The following is a 19,891-nucleotide window of genomic DNA, read 5'->3' on the forward strand; positions in this document are numbered from 1 at the left end:
ATAAAAACTCAGTAGAGGGCCATGCCGCCCGGCCCGGCTGTGAATCCGGCGGCGGCCAGGGCCATGCCCACCGGTTCGCGCATGGTCAGGGGCCGGCCATTGGCATCACTGAAGAGGATGCGCCCCTGCCCGCCCCGTCTCAGCCATGAGGCCAGCTGGGTGAAGGCGACCTCCAGCAATCCACGCTCGGGCTCACCGAAGACCAGCAGATGATGCCCCTTGGGCGCTGCATAGACCAGTGCACGGCCTCGATTCTGCACCAAGAGGTTACCCATCCGCCGGATGGGACGACCGCCGGCATCCTCTGATGTGGTCGGCCAGGCAAGGGCCGTGCCATAGAGGTTGGCTGGATCGGTCACGTCCATGACCACGGGTTCGGGGGGCCGCTGCTCCGATTCGCCGTCACCATCATCATCGCGCTCATCCTCTTGGAAACCTCTGAGCTGGTCGATCACCTCCCGGGGAGCGAACTGGGCGCCACCGAACCCGTCGACGATGACTCCACGCGTCAGCTGTCCGGCCTCCTCCATGCGTCTACAGACCTGATAGAGGGCCGAGAATCCGCCGGGAAGGGACCGCACTTCAGGCAGAACCGGGGCCAGGAGCCCATAGCGGTCCAGGATGGATTGCTCCTCGTGGACCAGGCGGACGGTCCGCTGCCGGTCATCGTCCCGGCTACCTCTAGATTTGTCGCTTGGATCGGCCACGCCAATCCCCGCTGCAGCTCCCGCTGCTTCGCGCTCATCCGCAACCAGAGTCCAGAATCCCTCCGCAGCCGCTGACAGTGCTGATGAGCCGGCCGTCCTTGCCAAGGCTGCGCGACCCAAGGGCCTACCACGTCCACGCAGACCATGGGGCAAACGGCGGGTCCTACCCGAGCGTTGCGATTCCGATCCTCGAACCAGGCGCCGAACCGGAGCCAAGGAAGCGTTGGTAACCAGCCCACGCCTGACCAGGTCCCAGAGCGACCGGGCCATGGCCTCCTGGTCAGGGGCTTCGGAATCGGAGGGTTCGATGCCATCCCCGCCACGGTCGCCACAGGCACGCAGGAGGCGATCGAAGCGGTAGGCTCCCCCGTCGGCCAGAACATCCAACAGGGTCTCTTCCAGACCGCCCGCGTTACCTGGGATGCTCGACTTGCCGCTCCCATCCGTAAGCGACGGAGAACCGACGGATTGTACTGAAAGCTCCTCATCCAGGTCCTCGGCCAGATAAAAGGTCATGGCGCCCAACGGGCCCTCCCCCTGGTCGGACCCCACCCAGACCACCTGGCCCGAAGCCAGCAGATCGTCCATCAATGCGGGACCGTAATCACGCACCCTGGCCGGAAAGATGGCCGACTCCCAGAGTTCGGGCGGCAGAGCCAGCCCTTCCAGCTGCCCTACCACCTCCAGCAATCCTTCAGTGCCCATCAAGGGTTCCTGACCCAGAGGCGCCAGACCCTGGCGATGAAGAAGAAAGTCGCTGTAGACATGACCGGCGACGGGACTGGCGGCCTTGCTGGCCTTGGCCAGGGACCGCGAGCGCAGCCGACGGAAGACCTCGGGATCCAGCCACCCTCGGCGGGGTTCGCCTCCCTCAAATCCCGGCTCGCCATAGGCACTCAGGTCAGGTCTGGGAAAGACCCCGGTCATGAACAGCTCGCGTGAGGCCAAGGAACGCAGTCTGTCCTCCAAGAGTGCACTGCCCAGGCCCAGGTGGCCGGCCAGGTCCTCGGTGGTGAATGGCCCATGGACTTCGGCGTATTGCCTGACCAGCTGATCGAAGGCCTCGCTGTCTGATTCCGATTCCTGTGTTGACTGGACGGATGGCTGGGTGATACCTGGGCCCAGGACCGCCGTCAGCCGCTCTGCCTGACCGGCCCATACCCAACAGTCGCGAGTGCCTAGTCTGACCTTGACCACCCTGGACTGGGCCTGCAGCTCATCCAGCATGGCCCGAACCTGTGCCTCCGTCACCGGCTGGTCCTCCTGACCACGCATGCGCCGACGAATCCCGGCCGGATCCATGGGGCCCAGGGTCCGCAAGAGGTCGGCCAGCCCTTCGGCCCCCCTGGCCCGTGTCCCAGGCGAAAGACGCTGCAGGTCAGCGGTCACCTGGTCGACGGTCTCCTGGTCCAGAAGGTCAGCCATGTCCACCTGCCCGACCATCTGCTCCAGCAGGTCGGAGTCGATGGCCAGCATGGCGGCGTCGCGCTCGGCCTTGGGCATGTCGTACTGGTACATGAAGGTACCCAGGTAACCGAAGAGCAGCCCTGAGGCCATGGGCGATGGAGTCTTGGTGGAGGCCGGGACCAGACGGACGCTCCCCTGCTCCAGGTCGGCCATGAGCTCGCGCAGGGCAGGCATGTCGTAGACGTCCTGGAGGCACTCGCGCATGGTCTCCAGAACCAGGGGAAAATCATCCTCCTTCAGGGCCGCGTCCAGCAGACGGGAGGCCCTCAGACGCTGCTGCCAAAGCGGAACCCTGCGACCGGGCTCCATCCTGGGCATATAGAGCGAACGGGCTGCGCACTGGCGGAAGCGGGCCTGGAAGAGCGCCGAGCCGACCAAGTGCCGTCGGACCTCGCGCTCCACCTGATCGGGGGTGAATCCGAATATTCGCCGATCTTCCAGGAAGGCATCGGTGCCCGGGATCTGCACGACGATGCCATCCTCCCCCGCCCAGACTGATCCGTCGTAGCCGCGCTCGCTGGAGAGCCGGGCGGCGATGGCCAGGGCCCAGGGCTCGTTGACCCTGCGGCCGTATGGCGAATGGAGGATCAGCCTCAGATCGCCCTCCTCGTTGGGGCAACGCTCAACCACCAGGTGCCGGTCGTCGGGCACCCGGCCGGTGGAGGCCTGCTGCTCTGCCAGAAAGGCGGCCAGATTGTTGATAGCAGGACGGTCCAGGCCGTCCTCCAACAGACGAGAACAGACGGTTTGAGTGAATCCTGGCCGACCGGAGGCAGTCTGGACTGCCGGTATCAGGCCCTGCGACAGTTCTCTGGCGAGCCTGCCCAGGCGACGGCCGAAGGCAGGGTCGCGGCCGGTGCCCTCCCCGTGCCAGAAGGGCAACCTGGCGGAGCGTCCCTGGGCGGGTACCACCACCACACGGTCGCGTGTGATCTGCTGGATCCTCCAGGAGGTGGTACCCAGGGTGATCACGTCCCCCTTCCGGGACTCGTAGACCATCTCCTCGTCCAGCTCCCCCACTCGGCGAGGCTTGCCACCGGCGGCCTCGGAGGGCATGACCACGCTGTAGGAGCCACGGTCGGGAATGGTGCCTCCGGAGGTCACCGCCAGTCGCTGCGCGCCAGGGCGGGCCGTCAGCGTGCCTGTCTGGTGGTCCCAGACCAGGATGGGGCGGAAGGCGGTGAAGTCCTGGGATGTATAGGCGCCGCTGAGCATGCCCAGCACCGCCCGATAGACCTGCCGGTCCAAGTGGGCAAAGGGCGCGGCCCGTCTGACCGTGGCCAGCCAATCCTCCTCCTTGAGTGGTCCCATGGCAGCTGCGGCCACCGTCTGCTGGGCCAGAACGTCCAAGGGACTGCTGGGCATGATGGTGGGTTCGATGTCGCCCTGGACCATGCTTTCCATGCTGGCCGTGCACTCCAGGATCTGCTCGCGGGTCAGGGGAAAAAGCCTGGCCTGCGATACCCGTCCCACTTGGTGGTCGGCCCGGCCCACCCGTTGCAGCCCCGAGGCGGTCGACAGCGGGGCGTTGACCTGGATGACCAGATCGACCGAGCCCATATCGATGCCCAGCTCCAGGCTGGAGGTGGCTACCACGCACCGCAGTCTGCCGGCCTTGAGGTCGTCCTCCACCTGTCGGCGGCGTTCCTTGGACACCGAACCATGGTGGGCCATGGCAATGGGTTGGTCGACACTCAGGCCGGAGGTTCTCTCGGAGGTGGACCCGGTGGCCGAATCGTAGTGGGCAGGCTCCCTGGGCTCATCTGTTTCATCGGATAAACCTGGCCGGTCGTGACCGGAAGCTTGCAGATCGGACTGGTGGAGGTCGTTCAGCCGGGCGGTCAGGCGCTCGGCAAGGCCGCGGGAGTTGACGAAGACCAGGGTGGTGCGGTGGGACAGGACCTGGTCCAGAATGGCCCTCTCGACTGCCGGCCAGATGGATCCGCTTCTTTGGTCACCATCCTGACCCTCCTGGTCGGATTCGCCGGGAGGCGCAGCCAAATCCCCCATGTCTTCCAAGGGCTCGATCAGTCGCAGGTCCATGGCTGTGGCAGACTTGGGCTGGATCAGGCTGACCGGACGGCCGCCACCCAGAAAACGTGCCACCTGTTCTGGCGGCCGGACCGTAGCCGACAGGCCGATTCGCTGCACGGGCCCTCCGACCAGGTCGTCCAGCCGCTCCAGGCTCAGGGCCAGATGAGCCCCTCGTTTGTTGCCTGCCAAAACGTGGATTTCGTCCACAATAACGGTCTGCACATTCTTCAGTGTGCTGGCCGTTTTGGAGGTCAGCATCAGATAGAGCGATTCTGGGGTGGTGACCAGAATATCCGGCGGATGGGCGGCCAGGGCCCTGCGGCCACGGGCGTCGGTGTCTCCGGTACGGATGCCCGTCCGGACCTTGGGCGCTTTGCGTCCTTGCTGTGCAAATTGCTCGGCAATGCCCTCCAACGGAGCCTGCAGGTTGCGGGCCACATCCGTCCCCAAGGCCTTCATGGGCGAGATGTAGAGCACAGCGACCCCAGGCTTCCGGAAGTGCCGAGGCTTGGTCATGAGCTCATCAATGGCCCAAAGAAAAGCAGCCAGGGTCTTACCCGACCCGGTGGGCGAGATGATCAGTGCATCGCCGCCTGTGCGGATGGCCGGCCAAGCTTGTACCTGGGTCGGTGTGGGACCCTGAGGAAAGGCCTGGCGGAACCAGCCAGCCGTCTGCGGGGAGAAATTATCCAAGGAATCGCCCATATGCGTCACACTCCTCTCCCCGCCCCTTTGGGCCCTGCTGAAGGTCGATCAGGTGTCGATCTTGCTCCGGTCGAAGTCGTCGGCATTGTCCACGATGAACTGCTTGCGGGGCGGCACGTCGTCACCCATGAGCAGGGGGAAGATGCCGGCCGCCTGAGCGGCATCCTCCATGCGGATGCGGCGCAGCATGCGGGTCCTGGGATCCATGGTGGTGTCGGCCAGCTGGTCGGCGTCCATCTCGCCCAGACCCTTGTAGCGCTGCACATCGGGATTGTAGTCGATGTGCTTGGCCTGCAGGTCGGCCAGCTTGCCCTCCAGCTCATCATCCGAATAGGTGTAGATGAACTTCCCCTTGTTCTTGCCTGCCAGGGCGATTCGGTGCAGGGGCGGCACGGCGGCGTAGACCCGCCCGTTCTCGATCAGGGGCCGCATGTAGCGATAGAAGAGGGTCAGCAGCAGGATGCGGATGTGGGCGCCGTCCACGTCGGCATCGGTCATCATGATGACCTTGTTGTAGCGGGCCTGGTCGATGTCGAAGCTGGCTCCCGAACCGGCACCGACCACCTGGATGATGGAGGCGCACTCCTTGTTGGTCAGCATCTGGGACAGAGAGGCCTTCTGCACGTTGAGTATCTTGCCGCGGATGGGCAGCAGGGCCTGGAACATGGAGTTTCTGGCGGCCTTGGCCGTACCCAGGGCGGAATCGCCCTCGACGATGAACAGCTCGGCGATGTCGTCGTTGCCGGGCATGGAGTCCGAGAGCTTGGAGGGCATGGAGGCCGATTCCAGAGCGTTCTTGCGCCTGGTGACCTCCTTGGTCTTGCGTGCCTGGACGCGGGCGTGCATCTCACCCACGATCTTCTCCAGGACCTGGCCGGACTGCTCCTTGAAGCCGCGCTTGGAGCCGCTGATCATCTGGCCGAACTGGTCGTCGGTCATCCGGGTGACGATGGGCTTGACCTGGGCCGTGCCCAGCACGTCCTTGGTCTGGCCCTGGAACTGCGGCTCGGCGATGCGCACGGTGACCACGGCCACCAGCCCGGCCAGCACATCGTCGCGCTCCACCTTGGTGTGGGAGTCCTTGAGGTTGACCTTGAGGCGGCGGGCGTTGGCCTCCACGGCCTTGCGCACCTGGCGGGTCATGGCGTTCATGAATCCGTCCACGTGCATGCCTCCGCCGGGCGTCTCCACCACATTGACGAAGCTGCGGACGATTGAATCGTAGTCATTGACCCAGCGCAGGGCTATATCCACCCCACAGACACGCTCCACCTGCTCGGCATGCAGCTCGCCGTCCGAGCCCACCCGCTGGGTCTCCTCCTGGTAGGTGTCCTGGCCGCTGATCCGCCAGATGTCGCTGACCGGCTCGCCCTTGGACAGGAAGTCAACAAAGTCCGTCACTCCGCCAGTGTGCAGGAACTCCTCCACACGCTGATGGCCGGACTCGTCCTCCGGCTTCAGCATGGCCCGGTCAGCCTGCTCGGTGGCCGAAAGGTCGGCATCATCCGTCTGCGTGTCCTCGGCACCTTCGTCTCCGGCACCTTCGTCAGTGAGGTCACCGCTGACAGACGATTCAAGAAGGTTCTCTTGAACGTCCTGATCGTCCGGCTCCGCAGCGGATTCGCCATCGACCTCCAGACGCAGGTCCTGTTCAGCGCTTCCTGTTGCGGGGATGCGGTCGTCGATCACGGTGATCTTGAGGCCGGGCACCAGGAAACTAGTCTGACGCACCCGGTCGATCAGCTGGGCGTAGCTGAACCGGGCCGTGGGGTTGAAGATTTCCGGGTCGGCCCAGTAGCGCACCCTGGTGCCGGTCCGGGACTTGGGCACGCTGCCCACTATCTCCAGGGGTGTAGGCCTGTTCTTCCTGGTGCGTTTGAAGGGCGAGTCAGGCGAGGGGTGTTCCGGGTCAGGATCCTGGTAGGTACCAGGATGGCCCTGGTGGAAGCGCATCCGGTGGGTCTTGCCGTCCCTGTCCACCTCCACGTCCAGCCGGGAGCTCAGGGCGTTGACCACAGAAGAGCCAACGCCGTGCAGGCCGCCAACAGCCGTGTATGAAGAGTTGCCAAACTTGGCGCCGGCGTGAAGCTTGGTCAGGACCACCTCCACGCCGGTCAGCCCCGTTCGAGGCTCAATATCGACGGGAATGCCTCGGCCGTTGTCGTCCACCTCGATGGAGCCATCCTTGTGCAGGATGACCTTGATGTGGTCGCACTGGCCGGCCAGGGCCTCGTCCACGGCGTTGTCGATGATCTCCCAAAGGCAATGCATGAGACCCTGGCTGTCCGTGGTCCCGATGTACATGCCTGGACGCTTGCGCACTGCGTCCAAGCCATCCAGGACCGTCAGACTGCCGGCACCATAGGACTTCCCCTTATCAGGCTTTTTCGCCACCATTTACCTCGCCGTTCACCTCTTGGCGCCCAGGAGGACCGGGGTCCTCACATGGGCGGTCGCTTACGCACCGATGACCATTTTTAGCAAGGAGGCCTCGACAGCATCAGTACCTCCCCGCCGGGCGCAGAGGTCACTGATCCAGGAAGTCCCGCAGGGTCTGCGAGCGCGAAGGATGCCGCAGCTTGGACATGGTCTTGGACTCGATCTGGCGGATGCGCTCACGGGTGACCCCGTATACGCGGCCGATGTCGTCCAGGGTCTTGGGCTGCCCATCCTCCAGGCCATAACGCATCTTGATGACGCCGGCCTCGCGGGGACTCAGGGTTTCAAGCACCTGCTGGAACTGCTCCTGCAGCAGGGAGAAGGCCACAGCATCCGAGGGGGCTATGGCGTCGGTGTCCTCGATCAGATCACCGAACTCCGAGTCGCCGTCCTCGCCCAGAGGGGTGTGCAGTGAGATGGGCTCGCGCCCGTACTTCTGGACCTCCTGGACCTTCTCGACGGGCATATCCAGCTCCCGGGCCAGCTCGTCTGGGGTGGGCTCGCGGCCCAGGTCCTGCAGCATCTGACGCTGGACGCGGGAAAGTTTGTTGATGACCTCGACCATGTGGACAGGCACACGGATGGTGCGGGCCTGATCGGCCATGGCGCGGGTGATGGCCTGACGAATCCACCAGGTGGCGTAGGTGGAGAACTTGTAGCCCTTGGTGTAGTCGAACTTCTCCACTGCGCGGATCAGGCCCAGGTTGCCTTCCTGGATCAGGTCCAGGAAGAGCATGCCCCTGCCGGTGTAGCGCTTGGCCAGGGAGACCACCAGTCGCAGGTTGGCCTCCAGCAGATGGTCCTTGGCCTTCTTCCCGTCGTTGGCGGCCCACTTGAGTTCACGGCGGCGCTTGAAGTCCATGCCTTCGCCCTCGGTGTCCAACAGATGCTGGGCATAGAGGCCGGCCTCGATACGCTCGGAGAGGTCCACCTCCTGCTCGGCGTTCAGCAGGCTGACGCGGCCGATCTGCTTGAGGTAGTCCTTGACGGGATCGGCAGTAGCACCAGCGGTGACCACACGACGCTTGGGATTGCCTGAGGGGGTGACATTCTCATCGTCATCGGAATCGTCGACGACAAAGGCACCCTTGACCTTGGCGGCGAGGGCATGGGCGGCCTTACGGTCCTCCTCGGCCTCATCCTCGACCTGGGAGGCCTCGTCCTCCTCCTGATCGTCCTCGTCGGGCTCATCCTCCAGCTGATCCTCACTCTTGTCCAGCTGGTCGTCATCCTCCTGGTCCTCGAGCAGGTCCTCGTCGGGTTCCTGCTCCTCCTGCTGCAGGATGGGCTCCTCTTCGACCTTCTTCGTGGTCTTGGAAGCCGGACGGCGGTTCGTCTTGGCCGTCGAAGTGCTGGCAGTGGCGGTCTTGCGGGACGAAGTCTTGCGGGACGCCTTGCTGCTGCTGGTCTTGGACCTGGTGGCGGTCTTGGTCTTGCCGGCGGTTGAACTGGTCCGGCCCTTTCCGGTATCCACTGCGGCTGTCTTGGCTGACTTGGTGTCCTTCGTGGCCAAATTCTCCTCCTGGATCATCCCACCCGCCGACACTGCTCTTAAGGCGCAGCTATGGCAAGGTCAAATCGTAGACTCATTAAAGTGAACCACCCCAGGGGGACGATTATTCCCGATTCAGCCCGATTGCCTCCAAGCCGGGTCGATGCCGCGACCGATCAGTGCCAGGACGATGGCGGCCAGACTGCATGAGCGGTCGTCACACAGAGCTTCTTCGGCAAACCCGGATGCCCGGGATCCCCCACTCCACCAGTCGACGTAGGCCGCGACCGCCAGGGGCTGGGACCGGAACCCAGGTGGAACCTTATCCGCCATGGACACAAGCATGGCCAGTCCAGCCTGGCAACGGGGTTGGTCCGGCCGTGTCGTAGGATCCTTGAAGACCGCATCCAGAATGCTGCAGAGCGCCGTCACGTTGGATGGATCGTTGGGACGAACGCACAGGTCCAGCAACCGATCCCTGTCCAGACCAGGCTCAGGCGCCAGGATGGACAGAATGAGCCCGTCACGTATGGCCAGGGTCTCCTTGATGGCCACAGCCAGACGTTCAGCCGTATCGGAGTCCAAAGGCGGGTGCGGCTGCTGCCCTTTCAAGCCGGTTGTCCAGTCTGTCAAGGGTTGCTGGAGCCATCGCCTGTCAGCATCTTCCACACCCCATCGTCGTCGGCCCTCTCGGTAGTTCTCCACAAGTTTTGTCATGCCGTCTTCGTGTGCATCGTTCATGCCGTCATTGCCTCCCATCCGCTCCCGGTCTGAGGTCCGGGGAGCCTTGGCACCATCCTGAGCCGGTAGGAACCGTCGGAAAGGCCACAGCCGAGCATGTGGTCAAGTGGGGTCATCCATCCACCATGCTCCCTGCAGCCACGGGCCGTGCAGCCTGCCCGCTGGGCAGATATGCGGATAGGCTCTAAGGCATGAAGAGCGTGACTGCAGCACGGGTCGAACAACGCATGGAGGAACTGCTCCAGGACCACTGCCACCACCTGACTGCTCCAGAGCCTGGATTGGACCATCCCCTGGATCAGGACCCCTCCCAGGGGGCCTTGCAGGAGGTCATCCTCCAGGCAATCGAGGCTGGCCGGGGAGGCAAGCGACTGCGCGCCCTGCTGCTCTGCGATGTCTGGGAGGCTCTGGACTCCGAGCGGAATCCAGAGCGTGAGCAGGCGGCAGTGGACCTGGCCTGCGCCTTGGAGGTCTATCAGACCAGCGCCCTGGTCCACGACGACATCATCGACGGCTCACCTCGTCGTCGGGGCCGTCCGGCCGCCCATCTGGCCCTGAGCCGATCGGCTGCCGGAAACGATTCGAGCGACCGGGCCCCCGCTGGCCCCGATGCCCGCGGCACCGGTCTGGGCATCCTCCTTGGCGACCTGCTGGCCTCGCTGAGCACAGAAATAGCCTTCCAAGCGGCTGCCGACCTGCCCCAGGGACCGGCCATCAGCAGGGCCTTTCAAGCCATGCAGACGGCTGTGGTCACCGGCCAGGTCCTGGACATGGGTATGGAAGAGGCTTCCCTCGACGATCCGGAATGCCTACACAGTCAGGCCCTGCACACCATGGCTTGGAAGACCGCCTCCTACACCACCATGGCCCCCCTGGCTCTGGGCCTGCTGGCCGCTGGAGCAGACCTGGAAGAGCACAAAAAATCAGTGCGCGCCCTGGGTCTTGATCTGGGGTTGGCCTTCCAACTGACGGACGATCTGCTGGATGTGGCAGGCGACGACCGCCGTACCGGCAAACCCGTGGGCGGCGATATTCGCGAGGGCAAGCGGACCGTCCTCCTGGCCGACACCCTGGCCATGGCCGACCCTGATCAGGCCAAGGAGGTCCGCCGACTCTACGATTCCCCGGCCGAACGCCGCAAGGATGCCCAGATGAATGTGGTCCGCGACCTGATGCAGTCCTGTGGGGCCGTAGATGCCAGTCGTCGACGCATTGCCGACCTGTCCACCCGAGCCCAGGCCGAAGCACAGGCCCTGGCTGATGATCTGCATCTGTCGGCAGAAGGCCGAACCATCTTCCTGAAGGCCTGCCGACGCTTCCTGCCGCTTGCCACCACCGCCGGGTATCATGAACGTGTATCTTCCATTGATGCCGAGGCCGGTCAGGCCTCCGAGGTGCAGAGGGCCGGACAAGACGAGCATGAGTGAAGCGGACGAGAGGACCAGCGACCGGATCATAGACGGGCGCTACCGCATTTTGCGCGAGATTGCGCAAGGTGGCATGGCCACGGTCTACGAGGCCCTGGATCTGCGGCTGTCCAGGCATGTGGCGGTCAAGATCATGCACACCATGCTGGCCCAGGGGCCGCACAGGGCCCAGTTCGAGGAGCGCTTCCGCCGGGAGGCCAGGTCGGCGGCCGCCATCGCCAACCCCCACATCGTCCAGGTCTACGACACCGGCGTCGATCAGGGGCTGGACTACCTGGTCATGGAGTATGTCCACGGAATCAGCCTGCGGCGGGACATGGCACGACAGGGCGTCTATCCCCTGAAGGAGACCTTGCGCATCGTGGGTGAAATCCTGGACGGCCTGGCTTCCGCCCACCGAGCCGGCGTCATCCACCGCGACATCAAACCGGAAAACATCCTCATCAACGACCGTGGCCATGTGGAGATCACCGACTTCGGCCTGGCCCGCGCCGCAGCCCAGGCAACCCTGTCCTCGACGGGCATGCTTATGGGTACGGCCGCCTACCTGGCCCCCGAAACCATCGAAAACAATGAGGCCTCCCCCCAGAGCGACCTCTACGCCGTGGGCATCATCGCCTACGAGATGCTGACCGGCACGGTCCCCTTCGCCAGCGACAATCCGGTGACCATCGTCTTCAAGCACGTCCACGAGGACGTCCCCTCCCTGGCCAGGGCCTGCCCGGGAATCGACCCGTCCGTGGCCGCCCTGGTCTCCAGTCTGACCGACCGCTCCCCCGAAAATCGCCCGGATGATGCCGGCAGGGCCCTGGAGAGCCTGAGGAAGGTGGTCAGGGGACTGGACCGTCAGGCCATGGACTACGTGCTGCCTGCAGGGGCGGCAGCGGGCGTAACAGCCGCAGCCGGCGGGCAGCCCGAGCCTGCCAACCCTGAGACGCCCGAACCACCAACCCAGGGGGCTACAGCACCAATCGACGATGCCGAGGATGCGGCCACACAGACCATTGCTGCAACATCCGACCCGGAAAATTCGGACACAGTCCTGAATGTGCCCGCCCCGCCCGAAACCGATGCGGACGCTGCGACAAGGCGTTATCGGCTCAACGACGTGGACACCCCCTCCCGGGCAGAGACCACCACCATCCTGCAGCCTCAGGACCCGACAGCATCCCCCGCCGATGCAAACGTCGTCCCGGCTTCCGCCCAGACCCTGCAGCAAGGCACCGAAACAGCCAAGCCCAAGCACCGGCATCGGGGCCTGATCATCGCACTGGTGATTCTGCTGGTGCTGGCCCTGGGCGGAGGCGGCGGTGGCGCCTGGTGGTACTACCTGGGTCCGGGCAGCTATGTCGCCCTGCCCAAGCCGGATGACATCTCCTGCTCCGAGAATCAGGAGTGCAAGGTCATCGGCGCCGACTACGCCAAGTATGCCAGCACGCTCAAGGTCGCAGGCATCGATGTCTACACCGACTACGACTTCAGCGACCAGGTGCCCAAAGGGGCCATCATGGCCGCGGAACCCGATACCGTCGGAGCCCGTATCAGCAAGCGTGGTGGCAGCCTTAACCTGACCGTCTCCAAGGGGATTCGCCGGGCCACGGTCCCCAAGGACATCCTCATGCCGGACACCGCCAACGGCAAGGATCCTCTGCGGGCCCTGAAGGCGGCCGGATTCGACAAGATCGACCATGACTCCTCCAAGGACCAGTACTCCATGGATGTACCCGAGGGGGCGGCGATTTCGGTGGAGCCGGCCCCAGGGACCAAGACCCGGCACGATACCAAGGTCAGCCTGGTCCTGTCCAAGGGTCGAATGCCCGTGGCCATGCCCGATATCATCGGCAAGGCCAGGGACGATGCCAAGGCGGCCCTGGAGGCCCTCCGGCTCAAGGTCAACTACAGCGAGGACTGGTCAGATTCGGTGCCCCGCAACCAGGTGATCTCCGCCTCCCACCAGGCCCAGGAGCAGCTGCACTGGGGCGATGCGGTCAACGTGGTGATTTCAAAGGGGCCGCAATTCATCAGCATGCCCGACGTGAAGGGCAAGAGTCAGGACGAGGCGACCCAGATTCTGCAAGGATACGGACTCAAGGTCAACATCTCCGCGCCACTGGGCAATCTGACCCACACGGTGCGAATCCAGGACCCCAACCCGGGTACCCAGGTCAAGGTGGTCAATGACGACGGCTCGCCGGCCGTCGTGACCCTGACCGTGGTCTGACGGCCCTGTCTCTACAGTCAGTCTTCAGCCAGTTCTTCTTTGTCCTCATGGGCCTTGATGACCTGGGCATATACGTCCACGTAGCGCTGGCCGCTCATCTCCTGGATCTCCTGCATAATCCTGTCGGTCAGGTTGCGGATCTCCTCATGGGTGAGGCTGTTGACCGGCACATAGGGCACCGTGATGGGCTTGCCATAGATGACCTTGGTCCTGCCTTTATGCGGAAGCACGTGGCCGGGCTCCTGAAGCTGCCTGGTGCCGATGATGGCTGCGGGCACCACCGTCGTCCCGGTCTCGAAGGCCAGTCGCGCCGCCCCGGTGTGCCCTCGGTAAAGCCTGCCGTCCGGGCTGCGCGTGCCCTCCGGATGGATACCGAAAATGTGCCCGTGCTCAAGGATGGAACGCGCCGTTTCCATGGCTCCCAGCGACTTGGAGCCGCCTGATCTGTCCACGGGAAAGACGCCAACCGAGCTGAACCACCATTTCTTGAACTTGCCCTTTATCCCCTTGCCGTTGAAGTACTCGGCCTTGCCCATGAAGTGAATCATCCTGGGGCAGGTGATGGGCAGCAGGGCGTCGTCGATGACGGCCAGATGGTTGGAGGCAATGATGGCAGCCCCCTGCTTGGGAATGTTCTCCGTGCCTTCAACGGTCGGTTTGAACCAGGTACGCGCCAACGGACCGAGCAGTTTGACGAAGAACCAGTACAGCACAGAGACTCCTTGGTAGCGAATGCGTGCGGCCGAGGTTACGATGGTTCTATGACCGAGCACAAGCATAACGACGCCGGGAATCAGTATAACAGCGAGCCGGGAACCGGATCCTCACAGGGGGACGAGGAGTGGGCGGACTTCCTGAATTCGCACGCTGATGAGTTGGGTTCCCTGGAATCGTCCAGGACGGCCAAGGAATTCGAAAAGAAGGCTCGAAAGTCCGAGAAGAAGGCGGCGCTGAGGGCCGAGGACTTGAAGCGCGACTCCTTCGTCGGCGGCTCCGGACCGCGCGATTTCCAAGGCAGCAGCTGGCTGGACACCGACGAGGTCATGGACCAGTCGTCGAACTTTGTGCCGCCCAACCCTGACCTGAGCGACATGGGCAGGAGGCGGGTGGCCTTCATGATCATGACGGGTCTGGGCCTGGTCTGCTTCTTCCTGACCATCTTCATCCCCCGCTGGTCCGGCTTGACCAGCCTGCTGGCGGGCCTGCTCCTGCTGATCGGCATCGCCGGACTGATCATCGACCGGAAGAATTTCCGAGATGATTCAAGCGGGCTCTTCGATGACGACGAACGGCACTACCGGCGATGATGGCATGAGCCGCCATATATAAACCGCCAAAATAGTCGGGCCCCCTGGCAGGAATATCAACCAGCGGGGCCCAAACAGGTTTGGCAGCCGCGAAACTACACCAAGACCGGACGGCGTGTCTGTTCCTCTTGCTGGCAGCGGGACTGCGCTTCCTGGGCTCCGTGGATCCAGGCTGCCAGCAGGTCGGCGGCCCTGCCCTGGTCCACAACCTCGGTAGCCAGTTGATAGGCCTGGGCAAACCGAACGCTGAGGTCGTCCTCAGGACCGGCGTCGATCTGCGTGCCGTCTGCCACGATGGCCGAGGCTGCATTGAGCAGGGCCGTGGAACGCGAAGGAACCGACTTTCCAGCCAGGAAGTCCCTGACGACGTTTGCGTTGAAGGCGGGGTCGCCGCCGCGCAGATCATCCAAATCCACCGGATCGATACCAAGTTCACGGGTCGGGTCGAAGGTCCGCTCCTCCACCTTGCCCTGGTGGATCTCCCAGATGGAGACCGGACCGGTCGGAGCCATCTCGTCAAGACCCTCGACCGAGGTGTAGACCATGCCCTCCTGGCCGCGTGAGGCGTAGACCTGGGCCATCATGGGGCTCAGCTGGCGCTGGGCGCATCCGATGGCCACATAGCGCGGGTTGACCGGGTTGGTCAGGGGTCCCAGCAGGTTGAAGACGGTCGGAATCCCCAGCGACGAGCGGACAGGCCCTGCAAACCGCATGGCAGGGTGGAAGGTCTTGGCAAAGACGAAGGTGATGCCGTAGCGGTCAGCCATGGCAGCCGCCTCCTTGGGTGGCAGATCCAGGGGAAGGCCCAACTGTTCCAGACAGTCGGCGGTACCACTCTTGCTGGATGCGGCCCGGTTGCCGTGCTTGACGATTCTGACCCCTGCAGCCGCAGCCACGATGGCGCCCATGGTTGACAGGTTGACGGTCGCCGCCCCGTCGCCGCCGGTACCGACGATGTCGGTCACATCACCCCTGACCTTCAGCGGCACCGCATGGCCCACCATCGCCTTGGCAGCCCCTTCGACCTCCGGGCTGGTCAGACCCAGGGTGGACTGCATGGACAGGGCGGCCCCCACCTGCACCGGGTCGGCATTTCCGTCCATCAGATCGTTCATGCACCACTCGGCCTCATCCGCGCTCAGGTGTCGACCGGACACCAAGGAGTTCAGGACGGATTTCCAGCTAAGTGGCCGCATGATGACTCTTTTCCTTTGAAGAAGCGAGGCTGGATGCCCCGCTGTTTGCTCTAGGTTTACTGCCCTGTCCCTCCCCTGCACAAGGCCATCCCATATTTTGGTCACTTTGCTACCAATATATGAAAATAGGCAATCCACTATATGGAAACGGCCACCGCCCTGGTGAGCAATGGCCGTCAATCAGATCAGCAACCCTAAATGAATCGGTAACCCTATCTGCAGAAGTTGCTAATGATTATGAGAACCTGTCATTTCTTCTCGTTCTGGCCGTGGCACATCTTGTACTTGCGTCCAGAGCCGCAGGGGCACGGGGCGTTGCGGGGCGTACCCGGGAAGGTGCGGCCATCAGACCAAGGCGAGTGATCCTCTACGGCCTTGGGCCTCTTGTTGGCAGGAACCTTGCCCTCAGCATGGCTGATGGGCGCGGGGCCGACCGGAGCCGGAGCGCTATCTTCAGCGGCATCCTCCTCGGAGTCCTCCTGGATGCTGCCAGCCGGGGCATCCTCGGCATGCTCCTCAGCAGTCTCGTCGATGTCGGTGGTCTCGTCCTCGGCATCAGGCTCTTCGGGCGCCTGGTAGTTGACCGGCTCGGACTGGCTCTCCTCGTTCTCCTTGCGCTCCTCGCGGGCACGGCGCTCGTTCTCCTGGCTGGCCGCAATCTGCTTGAGGTCCACGTTGAAGAGCAGCTGTACGGTCTGCTCCTTGATGGCATCAATCATGGAGTTGTACATCTGGTAGCCCTCGCGCTGGTACTCGACCAGGGGGTCACGCTGGCCCATGCCGCGCAGGCCGATGCCGTCCTTCAAGTAGTCCATCTCATAGAGGTGCTCACGCCACTTGCTGTCCAGGACGGAGAGGACCACCTGGCGCTCCAGCTGTCTGGAGCCCTTCTCACCCAGCTCATCCTCACGCTCCTGATAGATGGAATCTGCATCCTCCACCAGCTTGTCCGCCAGGGCCTTGACGGCCTTGTCACCCTTCAGACCCTCAAGGGAGTCCATGGTCTCATCCTGGTCAAGGCTGACAGGGTAAACGGAGGCCAACGCCTTCCAGAGCCCGTCGGCATCCCAGTCCTCGGGCTTGTCCGAGCCCTTCTGCGCGCCCCGGATGTATGAGGTGATGGTCTCGCTGATGAAGCGGAGGATGTCCTTGTGAATGTCCTCGCCCTTGAGCACCGCCTGGCGCTCGCCGTAGATGACCTGACGCTGCTTGTTCATCACGTCGTCGTACTTGAGCACGTTCTTGCGAATCTCATAGTTGCGGGATTCGACGGACTTCTGTGCGTTGCGCACGCCCTTGGAGACGCTCTTTTTGTCGATGGGCTGACCCTCGGGCATGCTCTTGGACATGAGCTGAGCCACCATCCCGGTATTGAAGAGGCGCATCAGGTCGTCTTCCAGGCTCAGGTAGAACCTGGACTCGCCAGGATCGCCCTGACGGCCCGAACGGCCGCGCAGCTGGTTGTCGATACGGCGGGACTCGTGCCGCTCGGTTCCCAGCACATAGAGGCCACCCAGCTTGACGACCTCTTCATGCTCGTCCTTGACCTGCTCCTTGACGGAGTCCAGCATCTTCGACCAGCGCTTCTCATACTCCTCTGGAGTGTCGTCGGAGGAGTAGCCCTGCTCCTTGAGCTTCTGATCGGCAAGGAACTCCACGTTCCCACCCAGCATGATGTCGGTGCCACGTCCGGCCATGTTGGTGGCCACGGTCACAGCCCCTTTGCGCCCTGCCACGGCCACGACCGCAGCCTCGCGCGCATGCTGCTTGGCGTTGAGGACCTGGTGATCGATGCCGGCCACATCCAGCAGGGAGGAGACCACCTCGGAGGATTCCACAGAGGCGGTGCCCAGCAGGATGGGCTGACCCTTGGCATGCCGCTTGGCCACATCGCGGACGATGGCGGTCAGCTTCTCCTTCTTGGTGCGGTAAATCAGGTCCGGCTGATCCTTGCGGATCATGGGCTTGTTGGTGGGGATGGGCAATACGCCCAGCTTGTATGTGTTCATGAACTCGGCGGCCTCGGTCTCGGCCGTTCCGGTCATGCCCGCCAGCTTGTCGTACATGCGGAAGTAGTTCTGCAGGGTGATGGTGGCGAAGGTCTGGTTTTCGGCCTTGACCTCCACGCCCTCCTTGGCCTCGATGGCCTGGTGGAGGCCTTCGTTGTAGCGGCGGCCCTTGAGCAGACGGCCCGTGTGCTCGTCCACGATCAGGACCTCGCCGTTCTGGACCACGTAGTCGCGGTCGCGCAGGAAGAGCTCCTTGGCCTTGATGGCGTTGTTCAGGTATCCGATCAGGGCGGTGTTGGCGGGCTCGTAGAGGTTGTCGATGCCCAGGTAGTCCTCCACCTTGGTGATGCCGGGGTCCAGGATGCCGACAACCTTCTTCTTCTCGTCGACCTCGTAGTCCTCATCCCTGTTGAGCTTGGGGACCAACTTGGCGAACTGCCGGTACCATCGGGTCACGTCGCCCTCGGCCGGTCCGGAGATAATCAGAGGAGTTCGGGCCTCGTCGATCAGAATGGAGTCCACCTCGTCCACGATGGCGAAATGGTGGCCTCGCTGAACCAGCTCGTCCTTGTCCCAGGCCATGTTATCGCGCAGGTAATCGAAGCCGAATTCGTTGTTGGTGCCGTAGGTGATGTCTGCCTGGTACTGCTTGCGGCGCTCGGCGGGACGCTGGTCGGTGATGATGCAGCCCACACTCATACCCAGGAAGCGGAAGATGCGCCCCATGAGCTCGCTCTGGTATGAGGCCAGGTAGTCGTTGACGGTGACCACATGCACGCCCTTGCCCTCAAGGGCATTCAGATAGCTGGGCAGGGTGGCCACCAGGGTCTTGCCCTCGCCGGTCTTCATCTCGGCGATATTGCCCCAGTGCAGGGCCGCTCCGCCCATCAGCTGGACATCGAAATGCCGCTGGCCCAGGGTGCGCTTGGAAACCTCACGAACCGTGGCAAAGGCTTCAGGCATCAGGGAATCGAGGGATTCGCCGTTCTCCAGTCGCTGCTTGAACTTAGGCGTCTGCGCCTTGAGCTCCTCGTCGCTCATGGCCGAGATCTGATCCTCGAAGGCGTTGGTCGCCTTGGCCACCCCCTGAAGCTTGCGAATCTGACGACCCTCGCCCATACGGAGGACCTTGTCCAAGACTGCTACCACGTTGCGCTCCCTACCGTTCTTTTATGGCCTTCGCACGCCCTCAGCTGACGTAGGCCCAGACCTTGATTATCTTACGCGAATGCACCGATTTTCTCGAAACCGATGGTTCCACAAACCCAGCTGCGGCCTTGGCAGCCGGGTCGGTCATTGAAGAAGGGCAATCCTCCGGAGGCCGGGCCAACCTGCCGCCGGGGAATCGCCCCACAGTTCAATATCCGTTTTGCGCTTACTTCTTCTGGCCTACATGCTCGGGCGTATCGATCTCGAAGACGCCATAGCTCCACCCGTGCCGACGGTAGACCACCGACGGCCGCTGGGTCTCCTTGTTGACGAAGAGGAAGAAGTCGTGCCCGATCAGCTCCATCTCGTACAGAGCCTCGTCGATGCTCATTGGCTCGGCGATGTGCAGCTTGCGGCGAATGACGATGGGGGTGTCGCCCACCTGCACTTCGACCGACTGGCCCGGCGCCAGGTCCGAAGCCACGGCGCTCTGGGCGCTGTTGTCTGGGTTGGACTCCTGGCCCTGATCGCCCTCATCGCCTGTCTGGTCATCCACGGGCAGATCAGCGGGCAGGGGCGGATGCTCCAGTCCGCGGCGGTGGTCCTTGCGGCGGTCACGGACCCGACGCAGACGCTGGGTCAGCTTGTCCAAGGCCATGTCCAGTGCGCTGAACTCGTCGGCGCTGGAAGCCTCGGCGCGAATCACGGTCTTGCCGGCCTGGACCGTAAGCTCCACCCTCTTGGCGCTGTCAGCCTGGCGGGGATTGCCTTCATGTGTCAGAACGACCTGGATGCGCTGTGCATCGGGGGCGATGGCCGTCACCCTGTTCATCTTGCTGTCCACAACATCGCGGAACCGCTGCTTGATTTGGGTATGTCGACCGGTAATGACGATCTCCATGGGAATCTCCTTGCACTTGTGAGCGGACGAACCGCTGGTGCGATGGCGGACTTGGTCACCATCGACTGTGCTTCCGATTGTATCCGAAGAGCAGGG

10 protein-coding genes and 2 pseudogenes are annotated in these 19,891 nt (G+C 63.5%); 3 read left to right on the forward strand and 9 right to left on the reverse strand.

Translation table 11 applies throughout. The annotated features are described in order from the left end of the window. Positions 1 to 8: 8 nt before the first annotated feature. The 4 genes from P272_RS0107795 to P272_RS0107810 all read right to left on the reverse strand — a co-directional run bounded on the left by P272_RS0107795 (position 9) and on the right by P272_RS0107810 (position 9,585). The gene (locus P272_RS0107795) at positions 9 to 4,913 is read right to left on the reverse strand and encodes an ATP-dependent helicase (protein ID WP_029678977.1); all 4,905 of its coding nucleotides are present in this window, start codon (positions 4,911 to 4,913) and stop codon (positions 9 to 11) included. Positions 4,914 to 4,961: 48 nt separating this feature from the next. After that, positions 4,962 to 7,310, reverse strand: a complete 2,349-nt coding sequence (locus P272_RS0107800; protein WP_029678978.1) for a DNA gyrase/topoisomerase IV subunit B — start codon at positions 7,308 to 7,310, stop codon at positions 4,962 to 4,964. Between the two features lie 130 nt (positions 7,311 to 7,440). After that, positions 7,441 to 8,865, reverse strand: a complete 1,425-nt coding sequence (locus P272_RS0107805) for an RNA polymerase sigma factor (protein ID WP_029678979.1) — start codon at positions 8,863 to 8,865, stop codon at positions 7,441 to 7,443. A 114-nt stretch (positions 8,866 to 8,979) separates the two neighbouring features. Beyond that, positions 8,980 to 9,585, reverse strand: a complete 606-nt coding sequence (locus P272_RS0107810) for a DUF4192 family protein (protein ID WP_044097929.1) — start codon at positions 9,583 to 9,585, stop codon at positions 8,980 to 8,982. A 200-nt stretch (positions 9,586 to 9,785) separates the two neighbouring features. Here P272_RS0107810 and P272_RS0107815 point away from each other — a divergent pair, with 200 nt between their 5' ends. Then, entirely contained in the window at positions 9,786 to 11,012 is a 1,227-nt protein-coding gene (locus P272_RS0107815) for a polyprenyl synthetase family protein (RefSeq protein WP_172636727.1), read from the forward strand. After that, the gene (locus P272_RS0107820; protein WP_029678982.1) at positions 11,005 to 13,233 is read left to right on the forward strand and encodes a Stk1 family PASTA domain-containing Ser/Thr kinase; all 2,229 of its coding nucleotides are present in this window, start codon (positions 11,005 to 11,007) and stop codon (positions 13,231 to 13,233) included. The genes P272_RS0107815 and P272_RS0107820 overlap by 8 nt, the downstream gene beginning before the upstream one ends. Positions 13,234 to 13,250: 17 nt before the next feature. Here the strand turns inward: P272_RS0107820 and P272_RS0107825 are convergent, their stop codons facing one another. Beyond that, complete coding sequence (locus P272_RS0107825) at positions 13,251 to 13,946, reverse strand: lysophospholipid acyltransferase family protein (protein ID WP_029678983.1); 696 nt, start codon at positions 13,944 to 13,946, stop codon at positions 13,251 to 13,253. A 48-nt stretch (positions 13,947 to 13,994) separates the two neighbouring features. Here P272_RS0107825 and P272_RS0107830 point away from each other — a divergent pair, with 48 nt between their 5' ends. Beyond that, complete coding sequence (locus tag P272_RS0107830) at positions 13,995 to 14,540, forward strand: hypothetical protein (RefSeq protein ID WP_052323243.1); 546 nt, start codon at positions 13,995 to 13,997, stop codon at positions 14,538 to 14,540. Positions 14,541 to 14,635: 95 nt separating this feature from the next. Here P272_RS0107830 and trpD read toward each other — a convergent pair whose 3' ends face one another. The 4 genes and pseudogenes from trpD to hpf all read right to left on the reverse strand — a co-directional run bounded on the left by trpD (position 14,636) and on the right by hpf (position 19,795). Continuing rightward, complete coding sequence (trpD, locus tag P272_RS0107835; RefSeq protein WP_029678985.1) at positions 14,636 to 15,736, reverse strand: anthranilate phosphoribosyltransferase; 1,101 nt, start codon at positions 15,734 to 15,736, stop codon at positions 14,636 to 14,638. A 248-nt stretch (positions 15,737 to 15,984) separates the two neighbouring features. Beyond that, a pseudogene (locus tag P272_RS09700) lies at positions 15,985 to 16,179 on the reverse strand (SEC-C metal-binding domain-containing protein); the annotation flags it as partial. 215 nt (positions 16,180 to 16,394) lie between these two features. Continuing rightward, a pseudogene (gene secA / locus P272_RS0107840) lies at positions 16,395 to 18,894 on the reverse strand (preprotein translocase subunit SecA); the annotation flags it as partial. A 226-nt stretch (positions 18,895 to 19,120) separates the two neighbouring features. Beyond that, positions 19,121 to 19,795 (reverse strand): ribosome hibernation-promoting factor, HPF/YfiA family, encoded by a 675-nt coding sequence (gene hpf / locus P272_RS0107845; protein WP_029678987.1) that lies wholly within the window; start codon positions 19,793 to 19,795, stop codon positions 19,121 to 19,123. Positions 19,796 to 19,891 lie beyond the last annotated feature (96 nt).

The sequence above is a fragment of the Bifidobacterium sp. 7101 genome, assembly GCF_000499285.1.
GTDB lineage: Bacteria > Actinomycetota > Actinomycetes > Actinomycetales > Bifidobacteriaceae > Bombiscardovia > Bombiscardovia apis_A.